22 protein-coding genes and 1 tRNA gene are annotated in these 15,596 nt (G+C 66.1%); 1 reads left to right on the forward strand and 22 read right to left on the reverse strand.

Annotated features, from left to right (window positions below; genetic code table 11):
* Window positions 1-42: 42 nt before the first annotated feature.
* The 19 genes from JI739_RS12255 to JI739_RS12345 all read right to left on the reverse strand — a co-directional run bounded on the left by JI739_RS12255 (window position 43) and on the right by JI739_RS12345 (window position 10,677).
* Window positions 43-119 (reverse strand) — tRNA-Met (locus JI739_RS12255).
* A 37-nt stretch (window positions 120-156) separates the two neighbouring features.
* On the reverse strand, window positions 157-552 hold the full coding sequence (rplQ, locus tag JI739_RS12260; protein WP_201684201.1) for a 50S ribosomal protein L17: 396 nt from the start codon (window positions 550-552) through the stop codon (window positions 157-159).
* 90 nt (window positions 553-642) lie between these two features.
* Window positions 643-1,632, reverse strand: coding sequence for a DNA-directed RNA polymerase subunit alpha (locus JI739_RS12265; RefSeq protein ID WP_201684202.1), 990 nt, complete (start codon window positions 1,630-1,632; stop codon window positions 643-645).
* Between the two features lie 134 nt (window positions 1,633-1,766).
* Window positions 1,767-2,390 (reverse strand): 30S ribosomal protein S4, encoded by a 624-nt coding sequence (gene rpsD, locus JI739_RS12270; RefSeq protein WP_201684203.1) that lies wholly within the window; start codon window positions 2,388-2,390, stop codon window positions 1,767-1,769.
* A 110-nt stretch (window positions 2,391-2,500) separates the two neighbouring features.
* Window positions 2,501-2,905 (reverse strand): 30S ribosomal protein S11, encoded by a 405-nt coding sequence (gene rpsK / locus JI739_RS12275; RefSeq protein ID WP_201684204.1) that lies wholly within the window; start codon window positions 2,903-2,905, stop codon window positions 2,501-2,503.
* A gap of 18 nt (window positions 2,906-2,923) precedes the next feature.
* A complete protein-coding gene (rpsM, locus tag JI739_RS12280; RefSeq protein ID WP_013902953.1) occupies window positions 2,924-3,289 on the reverse strand; it encodes a 30S ribosomal protein S13 in 366 nt (121 codons plus the stop codon).
* Between the two features lie 25 nt (window positions 3,290-3,314).
* Complete coding sequence (gene rpmJ / locus JI739_RS12285) at window positions 3,315-3,428, reverse strand: 50S ribosomal protein L36 (RefSeq protein WP_011481465.1); 114 nt, start codon at window positions 3,426-3,428, stop codon at window positions 3,315-3,317.
* 38 nt (window positions 3,429-3,466) lie between these two features.
* Window positions 3,467-4,783, reverse strand: coding sequence for a preprotein translocase subunit SecY (gene secY, locus JI739_RS12290; RefSeq protein WP_201684205.1), 1,317 nt, complete (start codon window positions 4,781-4,783; stop codon window positions 3,467-3,469).
* A gap of 21 nt (window positions 4,784-4,804) precedes the next feature.
* Complete coding sequence (gene rplO / locus JI739_RS12295; protein ID WP_201684206.1) at window positions 4,805-5,239, reverse strand: 50S ribosomal protein L15; 435 nt, start codon at window positions 5,237-5,239, stop codon at window positions 4,805-4,807.
* A gap of 1 nt (window position 5,240) precedes the next feature.
* Entirely contained in the window at window positions 5,241-5,423 is a 183-nt protein-coding gene (rpmD, locus tag JI739_RS12300; RefSeq protein WP_201684207.1) for a 50S ribosomal protein L30, read from the reverse strand.
* A gap of 14 nt (window positions 5,424-5,437) precedes the next feature.
* Complete coding sequence (gene rpsE, locus JI739_RS12305; protein WP_201684208.1) at window positions 5,438-5,959, reverse strand: 30S ribosomal protein S5; 522 nt, start codon at window positions 5,957-5,959, stop codon at window positions 5,438-5,440.
* An 18-nt stretch (window positions 5,960-5,977) separates the two neighbouring features.
* Window positions 5,978-6,343, reverse strand: coding sequence for a 50S ribosomal protein L18 (gene rplR / locus JI739_RS12310; protein ID WP_201684209.1), 366 nt, complete (start codon window positions 6,341-6,343; stop codon window positions 5,978-5,980).
* A gap of 11 nt (window positions 6,344-6,354) precedes the next feature.
* Complete coding sequence (gene rplF, locus JI739_RS12315) at window positions 6,355-6,888, reverse strand: 50S ribosomal protein L6 (RefSeq protein ID WP_201684210.1); 534 nt, start codon at window positions 6,886-6,888, stop codon at window positions 6,355-6,357.
* A 15-nt stretch (window positions 6,889-6,903) separates the two neighbouring features.
* Window positions 6,904-7,299, reverse strand: coding sequence for a 30S ribosomal protein S8 (rpsH, locus tag JI739_RS12320; RefSeq protein WP_201684211.1), 396 nt, complete (start codon window positions 7,297-7,299; stop codon window positions 6,904-6,906).
* Between the two features lie 19 nt (window positions 7,300-7,318).
* Window positions 7,319-7,624 (reverse strand): 30S ribosomal protein S14, encoded by a 306-nt coding sequence (gene rpsN / locus JI739_RS12325; protein WP_201684212.1) that lies wholly within the window; start codon window positions 7,622-7,624, stop codon window positions 7,319-7,321.
* A gap of 9 nt (window positions 7,625-7,633) precedes the next feature.
* Entirely contained in the window at window positions 7,634-8,173 is a 540-nt protein-coding gene (gene rplE / locus JI739_RS12330; RefSeq protein WP_201684213.1) for a 50S ribosomal protein L5, read from the reverse strand.
* 11 nt (window positions 8,174-8,184) lie between these two features.
* Window positions 8,185-8,502, reverse strand: coding sequence for a 50S ribosomal protein L24 (gene rplX, locus JI739_RS12335; RefSeq protein WP_201684214.1), 318 nt, complete (start codon window positions 8,500-8,502; stop codon window positions 8,185-8,187).
* 11 nt (window positions 8,503-8,513) lie between these two features.
* Complete coding sequence (rplN, locus tag JI739_RS12340) at window positions 8,514-8,882, reverse strand: 50S ribosomal protein L14 (RefSeq protein ID WP_201684215.1); 369 nt, start codon at window positions 8,880-8,882, stop codon at window positions 8,514-8,516.
* Window positions 8,883-9,069: 187 nt separating this feature from the next.
* On the reverse strand, window positions 9,070-10,677 hold the full coding sequence (locus JI739_RS12345; RefSeq protein WP_201684216.1) for a glycerol-3-phosphate dehydrogenase/oxidase: 1,608 nt from the start codon (window positions 10,675-10,677) through the stop codon (window positions 9,070-9,072).
* Between the two features lie 34 nt (window positions 10,678-10,711).
* Between JI739_RS12345 and proC the strand changes: the two genes are divergently transcribed.
* Window positions 10,712-11,554 carry a pyrroline-5-carboxylate reductase gene (gene proC / locus JI739_RS12350; RefSeq protein WP_201684217.1) on the forward strand — a complete coding sequence of 281 codons (843 nt, stop codon included), beginning with the start codon at window positions 10,712-10,714 and terminating at the stop codon, window positions 11,552-11,554.
* On the opposite strand, the gene ubiA is transcribed toward proC, so the two are convergent.
* From ubiA to recG, 3 genes are all read right to left on the reverse strand, one after another.
* Window positions 11,555-12,448, reverse strand: a complete 894-nt coding sequence (gene ubiA, locus JI739_RS12355; protein ID WP_201684218.1) for a 4-hydroxybenzoate octaprenyltransferase — start codon at window positions 12,446-12,448, stop codon at window positions 11,555-11,557.
* A gap of 41 nt (window positions 12,449-12,489) precedes the next feature.
* On the reverse strand, window positions 12,490-13,443 hold the full coding sequence (locus JI739_RS12360; RefSeq protein ID WP_201684219.1) for a LysR substrate-binding domain-containing protein: 954 nt from the start codon (window positions 13,441-13,443) through the stop codon (window positions 12,490-12,492).
* Between the two features lie 84 nt (window positions 13,444-13,527).
* Window positions 13,528-15,594: an ATP-dependent DNA helicase RecG gene (gene recG / locus JI739_RS12365; protein WP_201684220.1), complete on the reverse strand. Its 2,067-nt coding sequence runs from the start codon at window positions 15,592-15,594 to the stop codon at window positions 13,528-13,530.
* Window positions 15,595-15,596: the final 2 nt, after the last annotated feature.

Genomic DNA, 15,596 nt, shown 5'->3' on the forward strand with positions numbered 1-15,596 from the left:
GGCAAGAAAAAAGCCGGTCGATTGAATCGACCGGCTTTGAATTGGTTGCGCGGGCAAGATTTGAACTTGCGACCTTTGGGTTATGAGCCCAACGAGCTACCAGGCTGCTCCACCGCGCGTCAGAACTCGAGATTATAGGGGCTTGAAAGGCTCTTTTTACTCAGCTGCCGAAGATTCTTCACCTTCGGTGGGTTCGGGGCGATCCACCAGCTCGACCAAGGCCATGGGGGCGTTGTCGCCCACGCGGAAGCCCATCTTCAGAATGCGCGTGTAGCCACCCGGACGCTCCTTGAAGCGCGGGCCCAGTTCGGCGAACAGCTTGGTCACGATGTCGCGATTGCGCAGGCGGTCGAAGGCCAGTCGCTTGTTGGCGACCGTGGGCTCTTTGGCCAGCGTGATCATCGGTTCGACGACGCGACGAAGTTCCTTTGCCTTGGGCACCGTGGTCTTGATGACTTCGTGCTCGAGCAGCGAGTTCATCATGTTGCGCAGCATCGCCTGGCGATGCTCGCTGGTGCGATTGAGTTTGCGAAGGCCGTGTCCGTGACGCATGGTGTGTTCCTTTCCTTATCGATCAAAGGCAGCCGGATCAGGTACTGCCAGTTCACCATCCGGAGGGGCACATGCCCCTCCTCGATTCTCTTAACGCTTGTCGAGGCCGGCCGGAGGCCAGCTCTCGAGTTTCATGCCCAAGGTGAGACCGCGCGAGGCGAGCACTTCCTTGATCTCGTTGAGCGACTTGCGACCGAGGTTGGGGGTCTTGAGCAGCTCGTTCTCGGTACGCTGGATCAGGTCACCGATGTAGTAGATGTTCTCGGCCTTCAGGCAGTTGGCCGAACGGACCGTGAGCTCGAGCTCGTCGACCGGACGCAGCAGGATCGGGTCGAACTGCTGCGAGGTGCGCTGCACCGGCTGGTCGAAGGCGGCGAGTTCGCTGCCCTCGAGCTGCGCGAACACAGCGAGCTGTTCGACCAGGATCTTGGCCGAAGCCCGCACGGCGTCTTCAGCCGTGATCGCGCCATTGGTCTCGATCTCGACGACCAGCTTGTCCAGGTCGGTGCGCTGCTCGACCCGTGCGCTCTCGACCGTGTAGCTCACGCGCTTGACGGGCGAGAACGAGGCATCGAGGACGATCCGGCCGATGGACTTGGTGGGCTCGTCGGCATAGCGGCGCATCGTGCCGGGCACATAGCCGCGACCCTTCTCGACCTTGATCTGCATGTCGATCTTGCCGCCCTGCGACAGGTGCGCGATGACATGGTCCGGGTTGATGATCTCGACGTCGTGCGGCGTCTGGATGTCGGCGGCTGTGACGGGACCTTCACCGTCCTTGCGCAGCGAGAGCGTGACCTCGTCGCGGTTGTGGAGCTTGAACACCACGCCCTTGAGGTTCAACAGGATCGCCACGACGTCTTCCTGGACGCCATCGATCGAGGAATACTCGTGAAGCACACCGGCAATGGTGACTTCGGTTGCCGCATACCCGACCATCGAGGACAGCAGCACGCGCCGCAGGGCATTGCCCAGCGTGTGGCCATAGCCACGCTCGAACGGCTCCAGCGTGACCTTGGCACGGTTGGGGCCAAGCTGCTCCACGTTGATGGACTTGGGTTTCAGCAAATTGGTTTGCATGCAGGACTTCCTCTCAATACCCCCGGCTCGTTACACCGGTAAGGCTGGTGAAGCGCCTGCCAGGGATGCGGGCCTGACAGGTACCAAAAAACTTTGGGCCGAGGCTGGCCAGGCGGCGCAGCCTCGACGGTCGCTTAGCGCGAATACAGTTCGACGATCAGCGATTCGTTGATGTCCGCACCGAATTCGTCGCGGTCCGGCACCTTCTTGAACGTGCCCTCGGCCTTGTCGGCGTTGACCTCGACCCAGGCCGGAATGCCGACTTGCTGCGCCAGTTGCAGGGCCTCGACCACGCGGTTCTGCTTCTTGGACTTCTCGCGGACGGCGACCACGTCACCTGCCTTGACCAGGTAGGAGGGGATGTTGACCGGTTGGCCGTTCACCGTGATGGCCTTGTGCGACACCAACTGGCGAGCTTCGGCGCGAGTCGACCCGAAACCCATGCGGAACACCACGTTGTCCAGGCGGGACTCGAGGATGGACAGCAGGTTGGCGCCCGAGTTGCCCTTGCGGCGCGAGGCTTCGGCGAAGTAGCGCCGGAATTGCTTCTCGAGCACGCCGTACATGCGCTTGACCTTCTGCTTCTCGCGCAGCTGCAGGCCGAAATCGGAGGTGCGCTGGCCGGAGGTGCGGCCATGCTGGCCGGGCTTGGAGTCGAACTTCGCCTTGTCGCTGATCGAACGGCGGGCGCTCTTCAGGAACAGGTCGGTGCCTTCGCGGCGGGATAGTTTGGCCTTGGGGCCGAGATAACGTGCCACTTGTGAATCCTTGTTGCTCGAGACTGCCGCGGCCTATTGCCGCGGGAGCCGATCCTCCGGAGAGGCCGGCGGTGGTCTTGGTGGGTGAGCCGAATCGACCTGATCGAGGATCAGATGCGACGGCGCTTCTGAGGCCGGCAACCGTTGTGCGGCACCGGCGTCACATCGGCGATCGAGGTGATGCGAATGCCCAGGGCAGCCAGCGCACGCACCGACGACTCGCGACCCGGGCCGGGACCCTTGATCTCGACGTCCAGGTTCTTGATGCCCTGGTCGATCGCAGCGCGACCGGCCACTTCGGAGGCCACCTGTGCAGCAAAGGGAGTCGACTTGCGCGAACCCTTGAAGCCCTGGCCACCGGAGGAGGCCCAGGACAGCGCATTGCCCTGGCGATCGGTGATCGTGATGATGGTGTTGTTGAAGGATGCGTGCACGTGCGCGATGCCATCGGACACGTTCTTGCGAACCTTCTTGCGCACACGTTGCGCGGCGTTGCTGGCGGGAGCCTTGGCCATATCGAATCTCTTTCCCGTTTATTTCTTCAGAGCCTGAGCCGCCTTGCGCGGACCCTTGCGGGTGCGGGCATTGGTGCGCGTGCGCTGGCCGCGCATCGGCAGGCCGCGGCGATGGCGGAAACCGCGGTAGCACCCGATGTCCATCAGGCGCTTGATGTTCATCGTGGTCTCGCGGCGCAGGTCACCCTCGATGGTGAACTGGGCGATCTGGTCGCGGATCTTCTCGAGGTCCGCGTCCGACAGGTCCTTGACCTTCTTGGAGTAGGCGATGCCGCAGGCTTCGCAGATCTTGCGCGCCCGGGTACGGCCGATGCCAAAGATGGCCGTCAGGCCGATCTCGGCGTGTTGGTGCGGCGGAATGTTGATGCCAGCAATACGTGCCATGTGCGTCTTTCCTGAAACGTTGTCGTCAGCCCTGGCGCTGCTTGTGGCGCGGATCGGTGCAGATCACGCGGACAACGCCCTTGCGACGGATGATCTTGCAGTTGCGGCAGATCTTCTTGACGGAAGCCGAAACTCTCATTGGTTTTCTCCTAAATACTCTGCGGCGGGGACCGTGGTTCAGCCGCCCAAGGTGGTCTTGAAGTTGGCCTTCTTCAGCAGCGATTCGTACTGCTGCGACATCAGGTAGTTCTGCACCTGAGCCATGAAGTCCATCGTGACGACCACGATGATCAGCAAGGACGTGCCACCGAAATAGAACGGCACGTTGTAGCGAAGGATCAGGAACTCCGGCAGCAGGCAGACGGCCGTGATGTAGACGGCTCCCGCCAGCGTGAGGCGCACCAGGATCTTGTCGATGTAGCGAGCCGTCTGGTCACCCGGACGAATGCCCGGAATGAACGCGCCGCTCTTCTTCAGGTTGTCCGCCGTCTCCCTGCTGTTGAACACCAGCGCGGTGTAGAAGAAGCAGAAGAAGATGATGGCCGCCGCATAGAGCATCACGTAGATCGGCTGTCCCGGCGACAGCGTCGCCGCGATGTCCCTGAGCCAGCGCATGCCCTCACCCGCCGAGAACCAGCCCACCACCGTCGCCGGCAGCAGGATGATCGACGAGGCGAAGATCGGCGGGATCACGCCAGCCATGTTCAGCTTCAGTGGCAGGTGCGAGGACTGGCCCCCGTACACCTTGTTGCCTACCTGCCGCCGCGCATAGTTGACGAGGATCTTGCGCTGGCCTCGCTCGACGAACACCACGAACCAGGTGACCAAGGCCACCAGGGCGACGATCAGCAGCGAGACCAGGATGCTCATGGCCCCGGTGCGCACCAGCTCCAGCAGCCCCGCCACGGCAGCCGGCAGGCCGGCCACGATACTGGCGAAGATGAGGATCGAGATGCCGTTGCCAAGACCGCGTTCGGTGATCTGTTCGCCCAGCCACATCAGGAACATGGTGCCGGCCGTGAGGCTCACCACCGTCGTCATCCTGAATCCGAAGCCGGGGTTCAGAACCAGACCGGCCGACGACTCCAGCGCAATCGCGATGGACAGCGACTGGAAGATCGCGAGACCCAAGGTGCCGTAGCGCGTGTACTGCGTGATCTTGCGCCTGCCCGCCTCGCCCTCTTTCTTCAGCTGCTCGAGTGTCGGGACGACATAGGTGAGCAGCTGCATGATGATCGAGGCCGAGATGTACGGCATGATCCCCAGCGCGAACACCGCGAAGCGCGAGAGCGCACCACCCGAGAACATGTTGAACAGGTTCAGGATGCCGCCCTGTTGCTGGAACAGCGCCTGGAGCTGGCCGGGGTCGATGCCGGGCACGGGAATGTGTGCACCGATCCGATAGACCACGAGCGCCAGCAACAGGAAGACCAGCCGGCGACGCAAGTCGCCGAACTTCCCGGTCTTGGCGATCTGGGCTGCGCTAGTTGCCACGAATTGCTACCTCTTCCTGGATCACTCGGCCAAGCTGCCGCCAGCGGCCTCGATGGCCGCCTTGGCACCTGCGGTGGCACCGATACCGGTCAGCTTCACGGCGCGGCTGATTTCGCCGGTCTTGATGACCTTGACCACCTTGGCGAGCTCCGGCACGAGGCCGGCTGCCTTCAAGGACAGCAGGTCGACTTCGGCAGCGCCCAGCTGGTCGAGGGTTGCCAGCGAAATCTCGGCGTTGTACTTCAGCTTCTGCGACTTGAAGCCGCGCTTGGGCAGGCGCCGCTGCAGCGGCATCTGCCCGCCTTCGAAGCCGACCTTGTGGTAGCCGCCCGCGCGCGACTTCTGGCCCTTGTGGCCGCGACCAGCGGTCTTGCCCAGGCCCGAGCCGATACCGCGGCCCACGCGTCGGCGCGCCTTGCGGGCGCCGGGGGCGGACTTGAGGTTATTGAGTTCCATATCAGAGCACCTTCACCAGGTAGGCGACCTTGTTGATCATCCCGCGCACTGCGGGCGTGTCTTCCAGTTCGCTCGTGCTGTTCACCTTGCGCAGGCCCAGGCCGCGCACCGTGGCGCGGTGCGACTCCTTGGTGCCGATCGGGCTGCGGACCAGCTGGATCTTGACGGTTTGTTGGTTGGCCATGTCGGGGTCTCCCATCAGGCGGCGAAGATGTCTTCGACCGACTTGCCGCGCTTGGCTGCCACTTCCGCCGGGGTGGTGGAGTTGCGCAGCGCATCGAAGGTGGCGCGGACCATGTTGTACGGGTTGGTCGAACCGTGGCTCTTGGCCACGATATCGGTGATGCCCATGACTTCGAACACCGCGCGCATCGGGCCGCCGGCGATGATGCCGGTACCCTTGGGAGCGGGCGCCATCATGACGTGGGCGGCACCGTGGTGACCCACCACGTTGTGGTGGATGGTGCCGTTCTTCAACTGCACCTTGGTCATGTTGCGGCGGGCTTCTTCCATCGCCTTCTGCACGGCCGCCGGCACTTCCTTGGACTTGCCCTTGCCCATGCCGACGCGGCCGTCGCCGTCGCCCACCACAGTCAACGCGGCGAAGCCGAGGATCCGGCCGCCCTTGACCACCTTGGTGACGCGGTTGACCGCAATCATCTTCTCCCGCAGGCCGTCTTCCGGACCGTCACCCTGGGTCTTCGCTTGAACTTTTGCCATGTGTGTATCCGTGTCCGTTTAGAACTGCAGGCCGGCTTCGCGGGCCGCCTCGGCCAGCGCCTTGACGCGGCCGTGATAGGCAAAACCCGACCGGTCGAATGCAACCTTCTCGACACCCGCGGCCTTGGCCTTTTCGGCGATCAACTTGCCGACGACCTGGGCGGCGGCGGTGTTGCCCCCCTTGCCGGAGCCGCCGAGCGACTCGCGCACATCGGCCTGGGCCGTCGAAGCGGAAGCCAGGACCTTGCTGCCGTCTTCGGAGAGGACGGCAGCGTAAATGTGAAGGTTGGTGCGATTGACGGTCAGACGCGCAACGCCTTGCTGGGCAATGCGGATGCGGGTCTGGCGGGCGCGGCGCAGCCGCTGCTCTTTCTTGGTCAACATCGTGCTGCCCCTTACTTCTTCTTGGTCTCTTTGATCGTGATCTTTTCGTCCGCGTAGCGGATGCCTTTGCCCTTGTAGGGCTCGGGCGGACGAATCGCACGGATCTCGGCGGCCACCTGGCCGACGCGCTGGCGGTCAGCGCCCTTGACCACGATTTCGGTCGGCGCGGGGGTCGCCACGGTGATGCCTTCCGGCATCTCGATGTTGACCGGATGGGAGAAGCCGACCGCGAGGTTCAGCTTGTTGCCCTGGGCAGTGGCCTTGTAGCCGACGCCGACCAGCGAGAGCTTCTTCTCGAAGCCCTTGGTCACGCCGACCACCATGTTGTTGACCAGCTGCCGCATGGTGCCGGACATCGCATTCGCCTCACGCGACTCGTCTGCCGGCGTGAAGGTCAGCTTGCCATCGGCCTGCGCCACCGTCACCAAGGCATTGGCAGCCAAAGCAAGCTGCACGCCAGAGCCCTTGACGCTGATCTGGTCTTCCTTGATTTCCACGTTCACGCCCTGCGGGACGGCAACGGGGTTTTTTCCAACTCGGGACATGCGTTGTTCCTTCCCTTAGGCGACGTAGCAAAGCACTTCGCCACCGACGCCGCTAGCACGCGCCTTGCGGTCGGTCATCACACCCTTGGGCGTGGTGACGATGGCGACGCCAAGGCCGTTCATGACCTGCGGAATCGCGTCGCGGCCCTTGTAGATGCGCAGGCCAGGACGACTCACACGCTCGATGCGCTCGATCACCGGACGTCCGGCGTAGTACTTGAGCGCGATCTCAAGCTCGCTCTTGCCACCGTCTTGCTTGACCTGGAAGCCGTCGATGTAGCCCTCGTCCTTCAGGACCTGGGCAATGGCCACCTTCAGGTTCGAAGAGGGCACGCTCACCGTAGCCTTGGCCACCATCTGCGCATTGCGGATGCGGGTCAGCAGGTCGGCGATGGGATCACTCATGCTCATATTCGTCTCTCCTGCCCGCTTACCAGCTGGCCTTGATGACGCCCGGGATGTCGCCGGTGAAGGCCATCTCGCGGATCTTGTTGCGGGCCAGCCCGAACTGACGGAACGTGCCACGCGGACGACCCGTGATTTCGCAGCGGTTGCGCAGGCGGGTCGGGTTGGCGTTGCGCGGCAACTGCTGCAACGCCAGGCGGGCGGCGCCGCGCTCTTCGTCGCTCTTGCTGGCGTCATCGGCAATCGCCTTCAGCTCGGCGTGCTTCTTCGCGAACTTGGCAACCAGTTTCTCTCGCTTGAGCTCGCGCTCGATCAAAGCTTTCTTAGCCACGATGCACCTTCAGGACTTGAACGGGAAACGGAAGCCGGAGAGCAGCGCCTTGCACTCTTCGTCGGTCTTGGCCGTCGTCGTGATACTGATGTTCAGGCCGCGCAGGGCATCGACCTTGTCGTACTCGATCTCGGGGAAAATGATCTGCTCCTTGACCCCGACGTTGTAGTTGCCGCGGCCGTCGAAGGCGCGAGCCGAGATACCGCGGAAGTCGCGCACCCGGGGCAAAGCCACGGTGACGAAGCGATCGAGGAACTCGTACATGCGCGTACCGCGCAGCGTGACCATCGTGCCAATCGCCTGTCCCTCACGGATCTTGAAGCCGGCGATGGCCTTCTTGGCCTTGGTCACCACCGGCTTTTGGCCGGAGATCTTGGTCAGGTCGCCCACGGCGTTGTCCATGACCTTCTTGTCGGCGACCGCCTCGGACACACCCATGTTCAGGGTGATCTTGGTGATGCGGGGCACCTCCATTGGCGACTTGTAGCCGAACTTGGCGGTCAGTTCGGGGACCACCTTCTCGAGGTAATGCTGTTTGAGTCGTGCCATGTCGCTATCCCTCAGGCCGCCTTGATTTCTTCGCCGGAGGACTTGAACACGCGCACGCGCTTGTCACCCTCGACCTTGATACCCACCCGGTCGGCCTTGCCGGAAGCGGGGTTGTAGATGGCCACATTGGACTGGTGGATGGCCATGGACTTTTCCACGATGCCGCCGGTCGTGCCCTTCATGGGGTTCGGCTTGGTGTGCTTCTTGACCAGGTTGATGCCCTCGACGATGACATGGTCGTCATCGGTACGCAGCACCACCCGGCCCCGCTTGCCCTTGTCGCGGCCCGCGAGCACGATCACTTCGTCGCCTTTGCGAATCTTGTTCATGAACGCGTCCTTTACAGAACTTCAGGGGCCAGCGACACGATCTTCATGAACTTCTCGGTACGCAGCTCGCGCGTGACCGGGCCGAAGATGCGGGTGCCAATCGGCTCCAGCTTGTTATTGAGGAGAACGGCGGCGTTGCCGTCGAACTTGACGAGGGAGCCGTCGTCGCGACGGATACCTTTGCGGGTACGGACAACCACTGCGCTATAGATCTCGCCCTTTTTGACGCGACCGCGCGGCGCAGCCTTCTTGATGGCGACCTTGACGATGTCGCCCACGCCGGCATAGCGACGCTTGGAGCCGCCGAGCACCTTGATGCACAGGACTTCCTGCGCGCCCGTGTTGTCGGCAACCTCGAGCAGGGATTCAGTTTGGATCATTTCGGTATTCCCAACTTGTACCCAACGCCCCGCGGCAACGCGCCGCCGGGATCATCGAGTCAGTCTTGGGCCTGTCGTCCGCACCCAGGCCGAGGGCCTGAAGGCATCCGAGTAGGCTGAAAGTTCATGAACGAACTCTCGCCCAAAAATAGGCGAGCCCGCGATTGTGGCATGAAACTGATCGCTGTCAAGCGACTCGCCGTGAAGCCGCGGGCAGGTAGCGCGCGGCGAGGTCGGCGAAGGCGGCGCGCGCGGGATCGACGCCCGTCTCCTCCTGCAGGATCGTCGCCACATCGCCGGCCAGGCGGGCGGCGAGCCGGGCGTCCAGGAACAGGAGGCGCGAGCGTCGAGCCAGCACATCCTCGACCGTTCGCGCGTATTCCTCGCGGGCCGCGAAGCGGACCATCGCCTCGGTCAGGCCACCCCCCAACTCGTTGCCGGCCCCTGGCAGGCGATTCACCGCTGCAGCTTCCGTGCCGTACAGGTGCGGGCCGGGAGGCAGCGTCAGGTCCGATGGCGCGACCGCCTCACCCGCTCCCAGCAGCCGCTCGTGTGCGGACGCTGCGGCAGCATGGGCGGGAACCAGGCCTTCACTGGCGCAGCGTTCGAGCACGGCCGACGCCATTGAACGATAGGTGGTCCACTTGCCGCCCGTCACCGTCACCAGCCCGCTCGGACGGACCTCGATCAGGTGTTCGCGGCTGATGGCGCCGGTGTCGCGGTCCATCGCCTGGAGCGGCTTGACCAGCGGCCGCAGCCCGACCCACAGGCTGCGGATGTCCTCGCGCGAAGGTGGGCGTGCCAGGTACCGGCCCGCCTCGCGCAGGATGAAATCAAGTTCGCCGGGGAACTGAACCGGCTCGCGCGGCAGGTCGTCGCGCGGAGTGTCCGTCGTACCCAGGATGAGCTTGCCGAGCCAGGGTACGGCAAACAACACCCGGCCATCGGCCGTGCGCGGCACGATGAGGGCGCCCCGGCCCGGCAGGAAGTGCCGGTCAACCACCACGTGCAGGCCCTGGCTGGGTTTGACCAAGGCGGGCGCCGGCAAGCCGTCGGCCTCGCCGTCCATGCTCCGCAGGGCATCGACCCAGACACCCGTGGCATTGACCACGCATCGCGCCCCGATCTCGAACGAGCGGCCTTCTTCACGGTCCTGGCAGCGGACACCGGCCAGGCGCCCGTCGCGGCGCCAGAGATCCGTGACGGCGCAGTAGTTCAGGACCGTGGCGCCATGCCGCTGGGCGGTGCGCGCGAGGGCCAACGCAAGGCGGGCGTCCTCGAACTGACCATCCCAGTACTCGATGCCACCGCGCAGCCCCTCGGGCCGTAGCCCCGGCATCCGTTCCAGCGTCTCGGTACGGTTCAACCAACGAGTGGCGCCCAGGCCGGCGCGGCCGGCGAGCGTGTCATAGAGCTTGAGCCCGGCGCCGTAGAACGGCTTCTCCCACAGGTCGTAGGCCGGCATGACGAAGGCGATCGGACCCGCCAGGTGCGGTGCGTTGCGCAACAGCAGCGCCCGCTCACGCAGCGCTTCTCGAACCAGCCCGATACGGCCCTGCGCGAGATAACGCACCCCGCCGTGCACCAGCTTGGTGGCGCGGGACGAGGTCCCGCCGGCGAAATCGTGTGACTCCACCAGGGCGACCGAGAGCCCGCGCAGCGTGGCATCCAGCGCCACGCCCAGTCCGGTCGCGCCGCCGCCGACCACCACCAGATCGAAGGGTTCGGGCCGGGACAACCGCGCCACGATGTCTTGTCTGTGCACGAGCTGGATTCTGGCAGCCTGTCCGCGCATCAGGGCGCGAACGGCCCCCGGCTAGACTTGCCCGATGACCGCAGCAGCCCCCTCCGTCCCGTCCACGCGCCTTGCCTTCATCGGCGGCGGCAACATGGCCAGCGCCTTGATCGGCGGGCTGCTCGCGCGCGGCCTGGAACCGGCGTCGATCCAGGTGGTGGAGCCGTTCGAGGGCGCGCGTGACCGGCTTCGCCAGCAGTTCGGCATCGCCGCCGCACTCGCGCCCGAGGCGGCGCTGGCCGACGCAGGACTGGTCGTGTGGGCGGTGAAGCCGCAGACCTTCGCCGAAGCAGCCGCCCAGGCCCGACCCTTCGTCGATCCCGGCGCGTTGCACCTGAGCGTGGCCGCCGGCATCCGCTCCAACAGCATCGGCACCTGGCTGGGCACGACGCGCGTGGTGCGCGCCATGCCCAACACGCCCGCGCTGGTCGGCCAGGGGATGACCGGCCTGTTCGCACGCGATGCGGTCACGGCCGCGGACCGGGCCCAGGTCGAGCAGGTGATCGCGCCCAGCGGCGAATGGATCTGGGTCGATGCCGAGGAACAACTGGATGCGGTGACGGCGCTGTCCGGCTCCGGTCCGGCCTACGTCTTCCTGTTCCTGGAGGCCATGATCCAGGCCGGCGCCGAAATGGGGCTCGCGCGCGAGCAGGCGGCGCGGCTGGCCGTCGGCACCTTTGCCGGCGCCACCGAACTGGCCCGGCGCTCCCAGGAGCCACCCACGGTGCTGCGCGAACGGGTCACCTCGAAAGGCGGCACCACCTACGCCGCCATCACCTCCATGCAGCAGGACCAGGTGCCGGCGCACTTCGTCAAGGCGCTGCATGCCGCGCGCACCCGGGCCAGGGAGCTGGGCGACGAGTTCGGCAGCGCCTGATCAGCGCATGGCGTAGCCGAGCACCACGCCCGCGAACACGGTGAACCCGAGCCAGTGGTTCACCCGGAAGGCGCGGAAGCAGCCTTCGCGGGTACGGCCGCGGATCAGCGTGAAGTGCCATGCGGACTGCGCCGCAGCCGCGCCGAGCGCCAGCACGAAGGGCACGACCGCCACTCGCGGCAGCAAGGCGGCCGCCCAGACCGCCAGGTAGGCGCCATAGCAAGCCATCACCACCGGCACATCGGCGCGGCCCAGCGTGATGGCCGAGGTCTTCATGCCGATGCGCAGGTCGTCGTCCCGATCGACCATCGCATATTCGGTGTCGTAGGCCAGCACCCAGAACAGGTTGCCGGCGAGCAGCAGCCAGGCCAGCGGCGGCACCTGCGCCTGCACCGCCGCGAAGGCCATCGGTATGCCGAAGCTGAAGGCGACGCCCAGCACCGCCTGCGGCATCGACACCACCCGCTTGGCGAAGGGGTAGAGCAGGGTGACTGCCAGCGCGGCGAAGGACCACAGCACCGTGGTGCGGTTGGTGGTCAGCACCAGGGCAAAGGCCAGCAACGCCAGCACCGCGCCCAGCACCAGGGCCTCCCGCGAGGACACCAGGCCGGCGGTCACCGGCCGTCGAGCCGTGCGCTTGACGTGACGGTCGAATTCCTTGTCGGCCACGTCGTTGACGCAGCACCCGGCACTGCGCATGAGGATGGTCCCCCCCACGAACACCGCCAGCAGATGCAGGCCGGGAAAGCCATCGGCCGCGATCCACAGGGCCGACAGGCTCGGCCAGAGCAGCAGCAGCCACCCGGCCGGCCGGTCCCAGCGGATCAGGTCGAGGTACAGCCGCCATCGCGCCGTGCCGGACTGCCCGTTCGCGGGAATGCCTGGATGGTTCATCGGATCTCCTCGGGACTCGACCGTCGAAGCGGGACCGGCAATCAGGACAGGCGAAGCACGCCCGGCAGCTCGCAGGCGTAGATCGCGTTGCGCAGCGCGGCAATGGCCTCGTAGCGGGTGAAGCTGCGGCGCCAGGCCAGCACCACGCGGCGCGAGGGCACGTCGCCGTCGAAGGGGATGTACTTCACGAAAGACTGGTCCTCGCGGCGCCGCTTGGGCTTGGGCCCGAGCGCCTCCTTGGGTACCGACAGCCGCGGCACCAGGGTCACGCCCATGCCGGCGGCCACCATGTGCTTGATGGTCTCGAGGGACGAGCCCTCGAAGCTCTTGCGGATGCCTTCGGCGTTACTGGAGAACCGCGCGAACTCGGGGCACACCTCCAGCACATGGTCGCGAAAGCAGTGGCCGGTTCCCAGCAGCAGCATCGTCTCGCTCTTGAGTTCCTGCGCGTTCACCGTCTCCCGCGCGGCCAGCGGATGGGTGCTGGGCACCGCGGCCAGGAAGGGCTCGTCGTACAGGGGCGCGATGGCCAGTCCCGTGTCCGCGAAGGGCTCGGCCATGATCGCGCAGTCGATTTCGCCCGTGCGCAGCATCTCCAGCAACCGCGCCGTGAAGTTCTCCTGCAGCATGAGCGGCATCTGCGGCGTGCGCGAGATCGCCTGGCGCACCAGATCCGGCAGCAGGTACGGGCCGATCGTGTAGATCACCCCGAGCCGCAGCGGCCCGGCCAGCGGATCCTTGCCGCGCTTGGCGATCTCCTTGATCGCCGCCGCCTGCTCCAGCACGCTTTGCGCCTGCCGCACGATCTCCTCGCCGAGCGGCGTGACCGCCACCTCGTTGGCACTGCGCTCGAAGAGCTTCACCTCCAGCTCCTCCTCCAGCTTCTTGATCGCCACCGACAGCGTGGGCTGCGACACGAAGCACGCTTCGGCCGCCTTGCCGAAGTGCTTTTCGCGAGCCACGGCGACGATGTACTTGAGTTCGGTGAGGGTCATTGGAATGCAGGGGTTAGGGGCTGGGGCCTGGGGGCTAGGGAGAAACCGGGCTTTCCCTGGTCCCTGGCCCCAAGGCCCTGATCCCTAGGCCTTCAGATACTCCGATTTTCCACCGAGCCAGCGGGCGACATGGCGGGCCGCCATCTCGGGGTGGCGTTCGAGCACGCGCGGGGCAACCGCACGCACCGCTTCGAGCAAGGGGCGATCGAGTTCCAGGTCGGCGAAACGAAGCAGGGGCGCACCCGACTGCCGGGCCCCCAGGAACTCGCCGGGCCCGCGGATGTCCAGGTCGCGACGGGCGATCTCGAAGCCGTCGCTGGTTTCCACCATGGCCTTCAGGCGCTCGCGTGCGGTCTCGCCCAAGCGGCCGTTTTCGCCCGGCGCATACAGCAGCACGCAGGCCGAGGCCGCGGCGCCGCGGCCCACGCGCCCGCGCAGCTGGTGCAGCTGCGACAGGCCGAAGCGCTCGGCGTGCTCGATCACCATCAGCGACGCATTGGGAACGTCCACGCCCACCTCCACCACGGTGGTCGACACCAGCACGCCCATCTCGCCGGATTCGAACCGCGCCATCACCGCCTTCTTCTCGGCCACCGGCATGCGCGAGTGCAGCAGTCCCACCTGCACCCCTGGCAGTGCTTCGCTCAGGGACTGGTGGGTCTCGGTGGCGTTGCTCAGATCGAGCACTTCGCTCTCCTCGATCAGCGGGCAGACCCAGTAGACCTGGCGGCCCTGCTGCAACTGCGCGCGGATGCGCTCGATCACCTCGCCCCGGCGGCTGTCGCTGACCACCTTGGTCACCACCGGCGTGCGGCCCGGTGGCAACTCGTCGATGGTGGAGACGTCGAGGTCGGCGTAGTAGCTCATGGCCAGCGTGCGCGGGATTGGCGTGGCCGACATCATCAGCAGGTGCGGCTCCTGCCCTTCGGCCAGCATCTTGGAACGCAGGGCCAGGCGCTGGGCCACGCCGAAGCGATGCTGCTCGTCGATGATGGCCAGCGCCAGCCGCGGCGGCTGCACCTGCTCCTGGATCACGGCGTGCGTGCCGACCACCAAGGCCGCCTCGCCGCTGGCGATCGGCGCCAGCATGGCCGTGCGTTCCTTCTTCTTCTGGCTACCGGTGAGCCAGGCCACGCACAGCCCCCGGGGTGCGAGCAGCGGCTCGAGCCAGCCGATCAACTTGCGAAAGTGCTGCTCGGCCAGGATCTCGGTGGGCGCCATCAACGCACACTGCCAACCCGCATCGATGGTGACCGCCGCCGCCAACGCCGCCACGACCGTCTTGCCCGATCCCACGTCGCCCTGCAGCAGGCGGTGCATGGGGACGCAGCGGCCCAGGTCCCGTGCGATCTCCTCGGCCACCCGGCGCTGGGCCGCCGTCAGCGCGAATGGCAGCGCCTGCAGCAATTGCTCGTGCAGCCCGCCCGGCGTCGGCGCCAGCCGCGGCGCGCGCAGCGCGTCGCGCTCGCGCTTGCTGACCAGTTGCGACAGTTGCTGCGCCAGCAGCTCCTCGGCCTTCAGCCGCTGCCAGGCCGGATGCTCGCGGTTCTCCAGGCTCGCCATGGAGACATCCGGCGCCGGGTGGTGCAGGAACTGAAGCGATTCGCGCAAGCTCCAGCCTTCGTCCAGCCCGAGGTGCCGCGCCAGGCCCGGCGGAAACGAATCGCTGAGGTCGGCCCGCGCCAGGCCCGCCATCACCGCCTTGCGCAGGTAGGCCTGCGGCAGCGTCGCCACGGTGGAATACACGGGCGTGAGCGCGGTGGGCAGCGGCTCGCCCGCGGGCCGGCAGGTGGGGTGCACCATCTGCCAGCCGTAGAGGCCGCCGCGCAACTCGCCGCGGGCTCGGATGCGCTGGCCCACCGCCAGTGCCTTCTGTTGCGAAGGGTAGAAGCTGAAGAACCGCAGCTGGCAGGTGTCGCTTCCGTCATCGATGGTGACCACCAGCTGCCGACGCGGGCGATAGGCGAGCTGGCTGTCGGTCACCGTCCCTTCGATCTGCACGGCCTCGCCCTCGCGCGCCTGCGCGAGCCGGGTGATGCGGGTTTCGTCCTCCCAGCGCAGCGGCAGGTGCAAGGCCAGGTCGATGTCGCGCGCCAGGCCCAGCTTGCGCAGGGCCTTCTGGGGAGCGGACAGGGAGGCGCTGCCGGGCATGG

The organism is Ramlibacter aurantiacus (assembly GCF_016722895.1).
Classification (GTDB): Bacteria; Pseudomonadota; Gammaproteobacteria; order Burkholderiales; family Burkholderiaceae_C; genus Ramlibacter; species Ramlibacter aurantiacus.

What these genes read in the sequence shown, in the direction of transcription:
- rplQ (WP_201684201.1), bottom strand. Translation starts at nt 552, where the DNA reads ATGCGTCACGGACACGGCCTTCGCAAACTCAATCGCACCAGCGAGCAT.
- JI739_RS12265 (WP_201684202.1), bottom strand. Translation starts at nt 1,632, where the DNA reads ATGCAAACCAATTTGCTGAAACCCAAGTCCATCAACGTGGAGCAGCTT.
- rpsK (WP_201684204.1), bottom strand. Translation starts at nt 2,905, where the DNA reads ATGGCCAAGGCTCCCGCCAGCAACGCCGCGCAACGTGTGCGCAAGAAG.
- rpsM (WP_013902953.1), bottom strand. Translation starts at nt 3,289, where the DNA reads ATGGCACGTATTGCTGGCATCAACATTCCGCCGCACCAACACGCCGAG.
- rpmJ (WP_011481465.1), bottom strand. Translation starts at nt 3,428, where the DNA reads ATGAGAGTTTCGGCTTCCGTCAAGAAGATCTGCCGCAACTGCAAGATC.
- rplO (WP_201684206.1), bottom strand. Translation starts at nt 5,239, where the DNA reads ATGGAACTCAATAACCTCAAGTCCGCCCCCGGCGCCCGCAAGGCGCGC.
- rpmD (WP_201684207.1), bottom strand. Translation starts at nt 5,423, where the DNA reads ATGGCCAACCAACAAACCGTCAAGATCCAGCTGGTCCGCAGCCCGATC.
- rpsE (WP_201684208.1), bottom strand. Translation starts at nt 5,959, where the DNA reads ATGGCAAAAGTTCAAGCGAAGACCCAGGGTGACGGTCCGGAAGACGGC.
- rplR (WP_201684209.1), bottom strand. Translation starts at nt 6,343, where the DNA reads ATGTTGACCAAGAAAGAGCAGCGGCTGCGCCGCGCCCGCCAGACCCGC.
- rplF (WP_201684210.1), bottom strand. Translation starts at nt 6,888, where the DNA reads ATGTCCCGAGTTGGAAAAAACCCCGTTGCCGTCCCGCAGGGCGTGAAC.
- rpsH (WP_201684211.1), bottom strand. Translation starts at nt 7,299, where the DNA reads ATGAGCATGAGTGATCCCATCGCCGACCTGCTGACCCGCATCCGCAAT.
- rplE (WP_201684213.1), bottom strand. Translation starts at nt 8,173, where the DNA reads ATGGCACGACTCAAACAGCATTACCTCGAGAAGGTGGTCCCCGAACTG.
- rplX (WP_201684214.1), bottom strand. Translation starts at nt 8,502, where the DNA reads ATGAACAAGATTCGCAAAGGCGACGAAGTGATCGTGCTCGCGGGCCGC.
- rplN (WP_201684215.1), bottom strand. Translation starts at nt 8,882, where the DNA reads ATGATCCAAACTGAATCCCTGCTCGAGGTTGCCGACAACACGGGCGCG.
- JI739_RS12345 (WP_201684216.1), bottom strand. Translation starts at nt 10,677, where the DNA reads ATGCGCGGACAGGCTGCCAGAATCCAGCTCGTGCACAGACAAGACATC.
- proC (WP_201684217.1), top strand. Translation starts at nt 10,712, where the DNA reads ATGACCGCAGCAGCCCCCTCCGTCCCGTCCACGCGCCTTGCCTTCATC.
- ubiA (WP_201684218.1), bottom strand. Translation starts at nt 12,448, where the DNA reads ATGAACCATCCAGGCATTCCCGCGAACGGGCAGTCCGGCACGGCGCGA.
- JI739_RS12360 (WP_201684219.1), bottom strand. Translation starts at nt 13,443, where the DNA reads ATGACCCTCACCGAACTCAAGTACATCGTCGCCGTGGCTCGCGAAAAG.
- recG (WP_201684220.1), bottom strand. Translation starts at nt 15,594, where the DNA reads ATGCCCGGCAGCGCCTCCCTGTCCGCTCCCCAGAAGGCCCTGCGCAAG.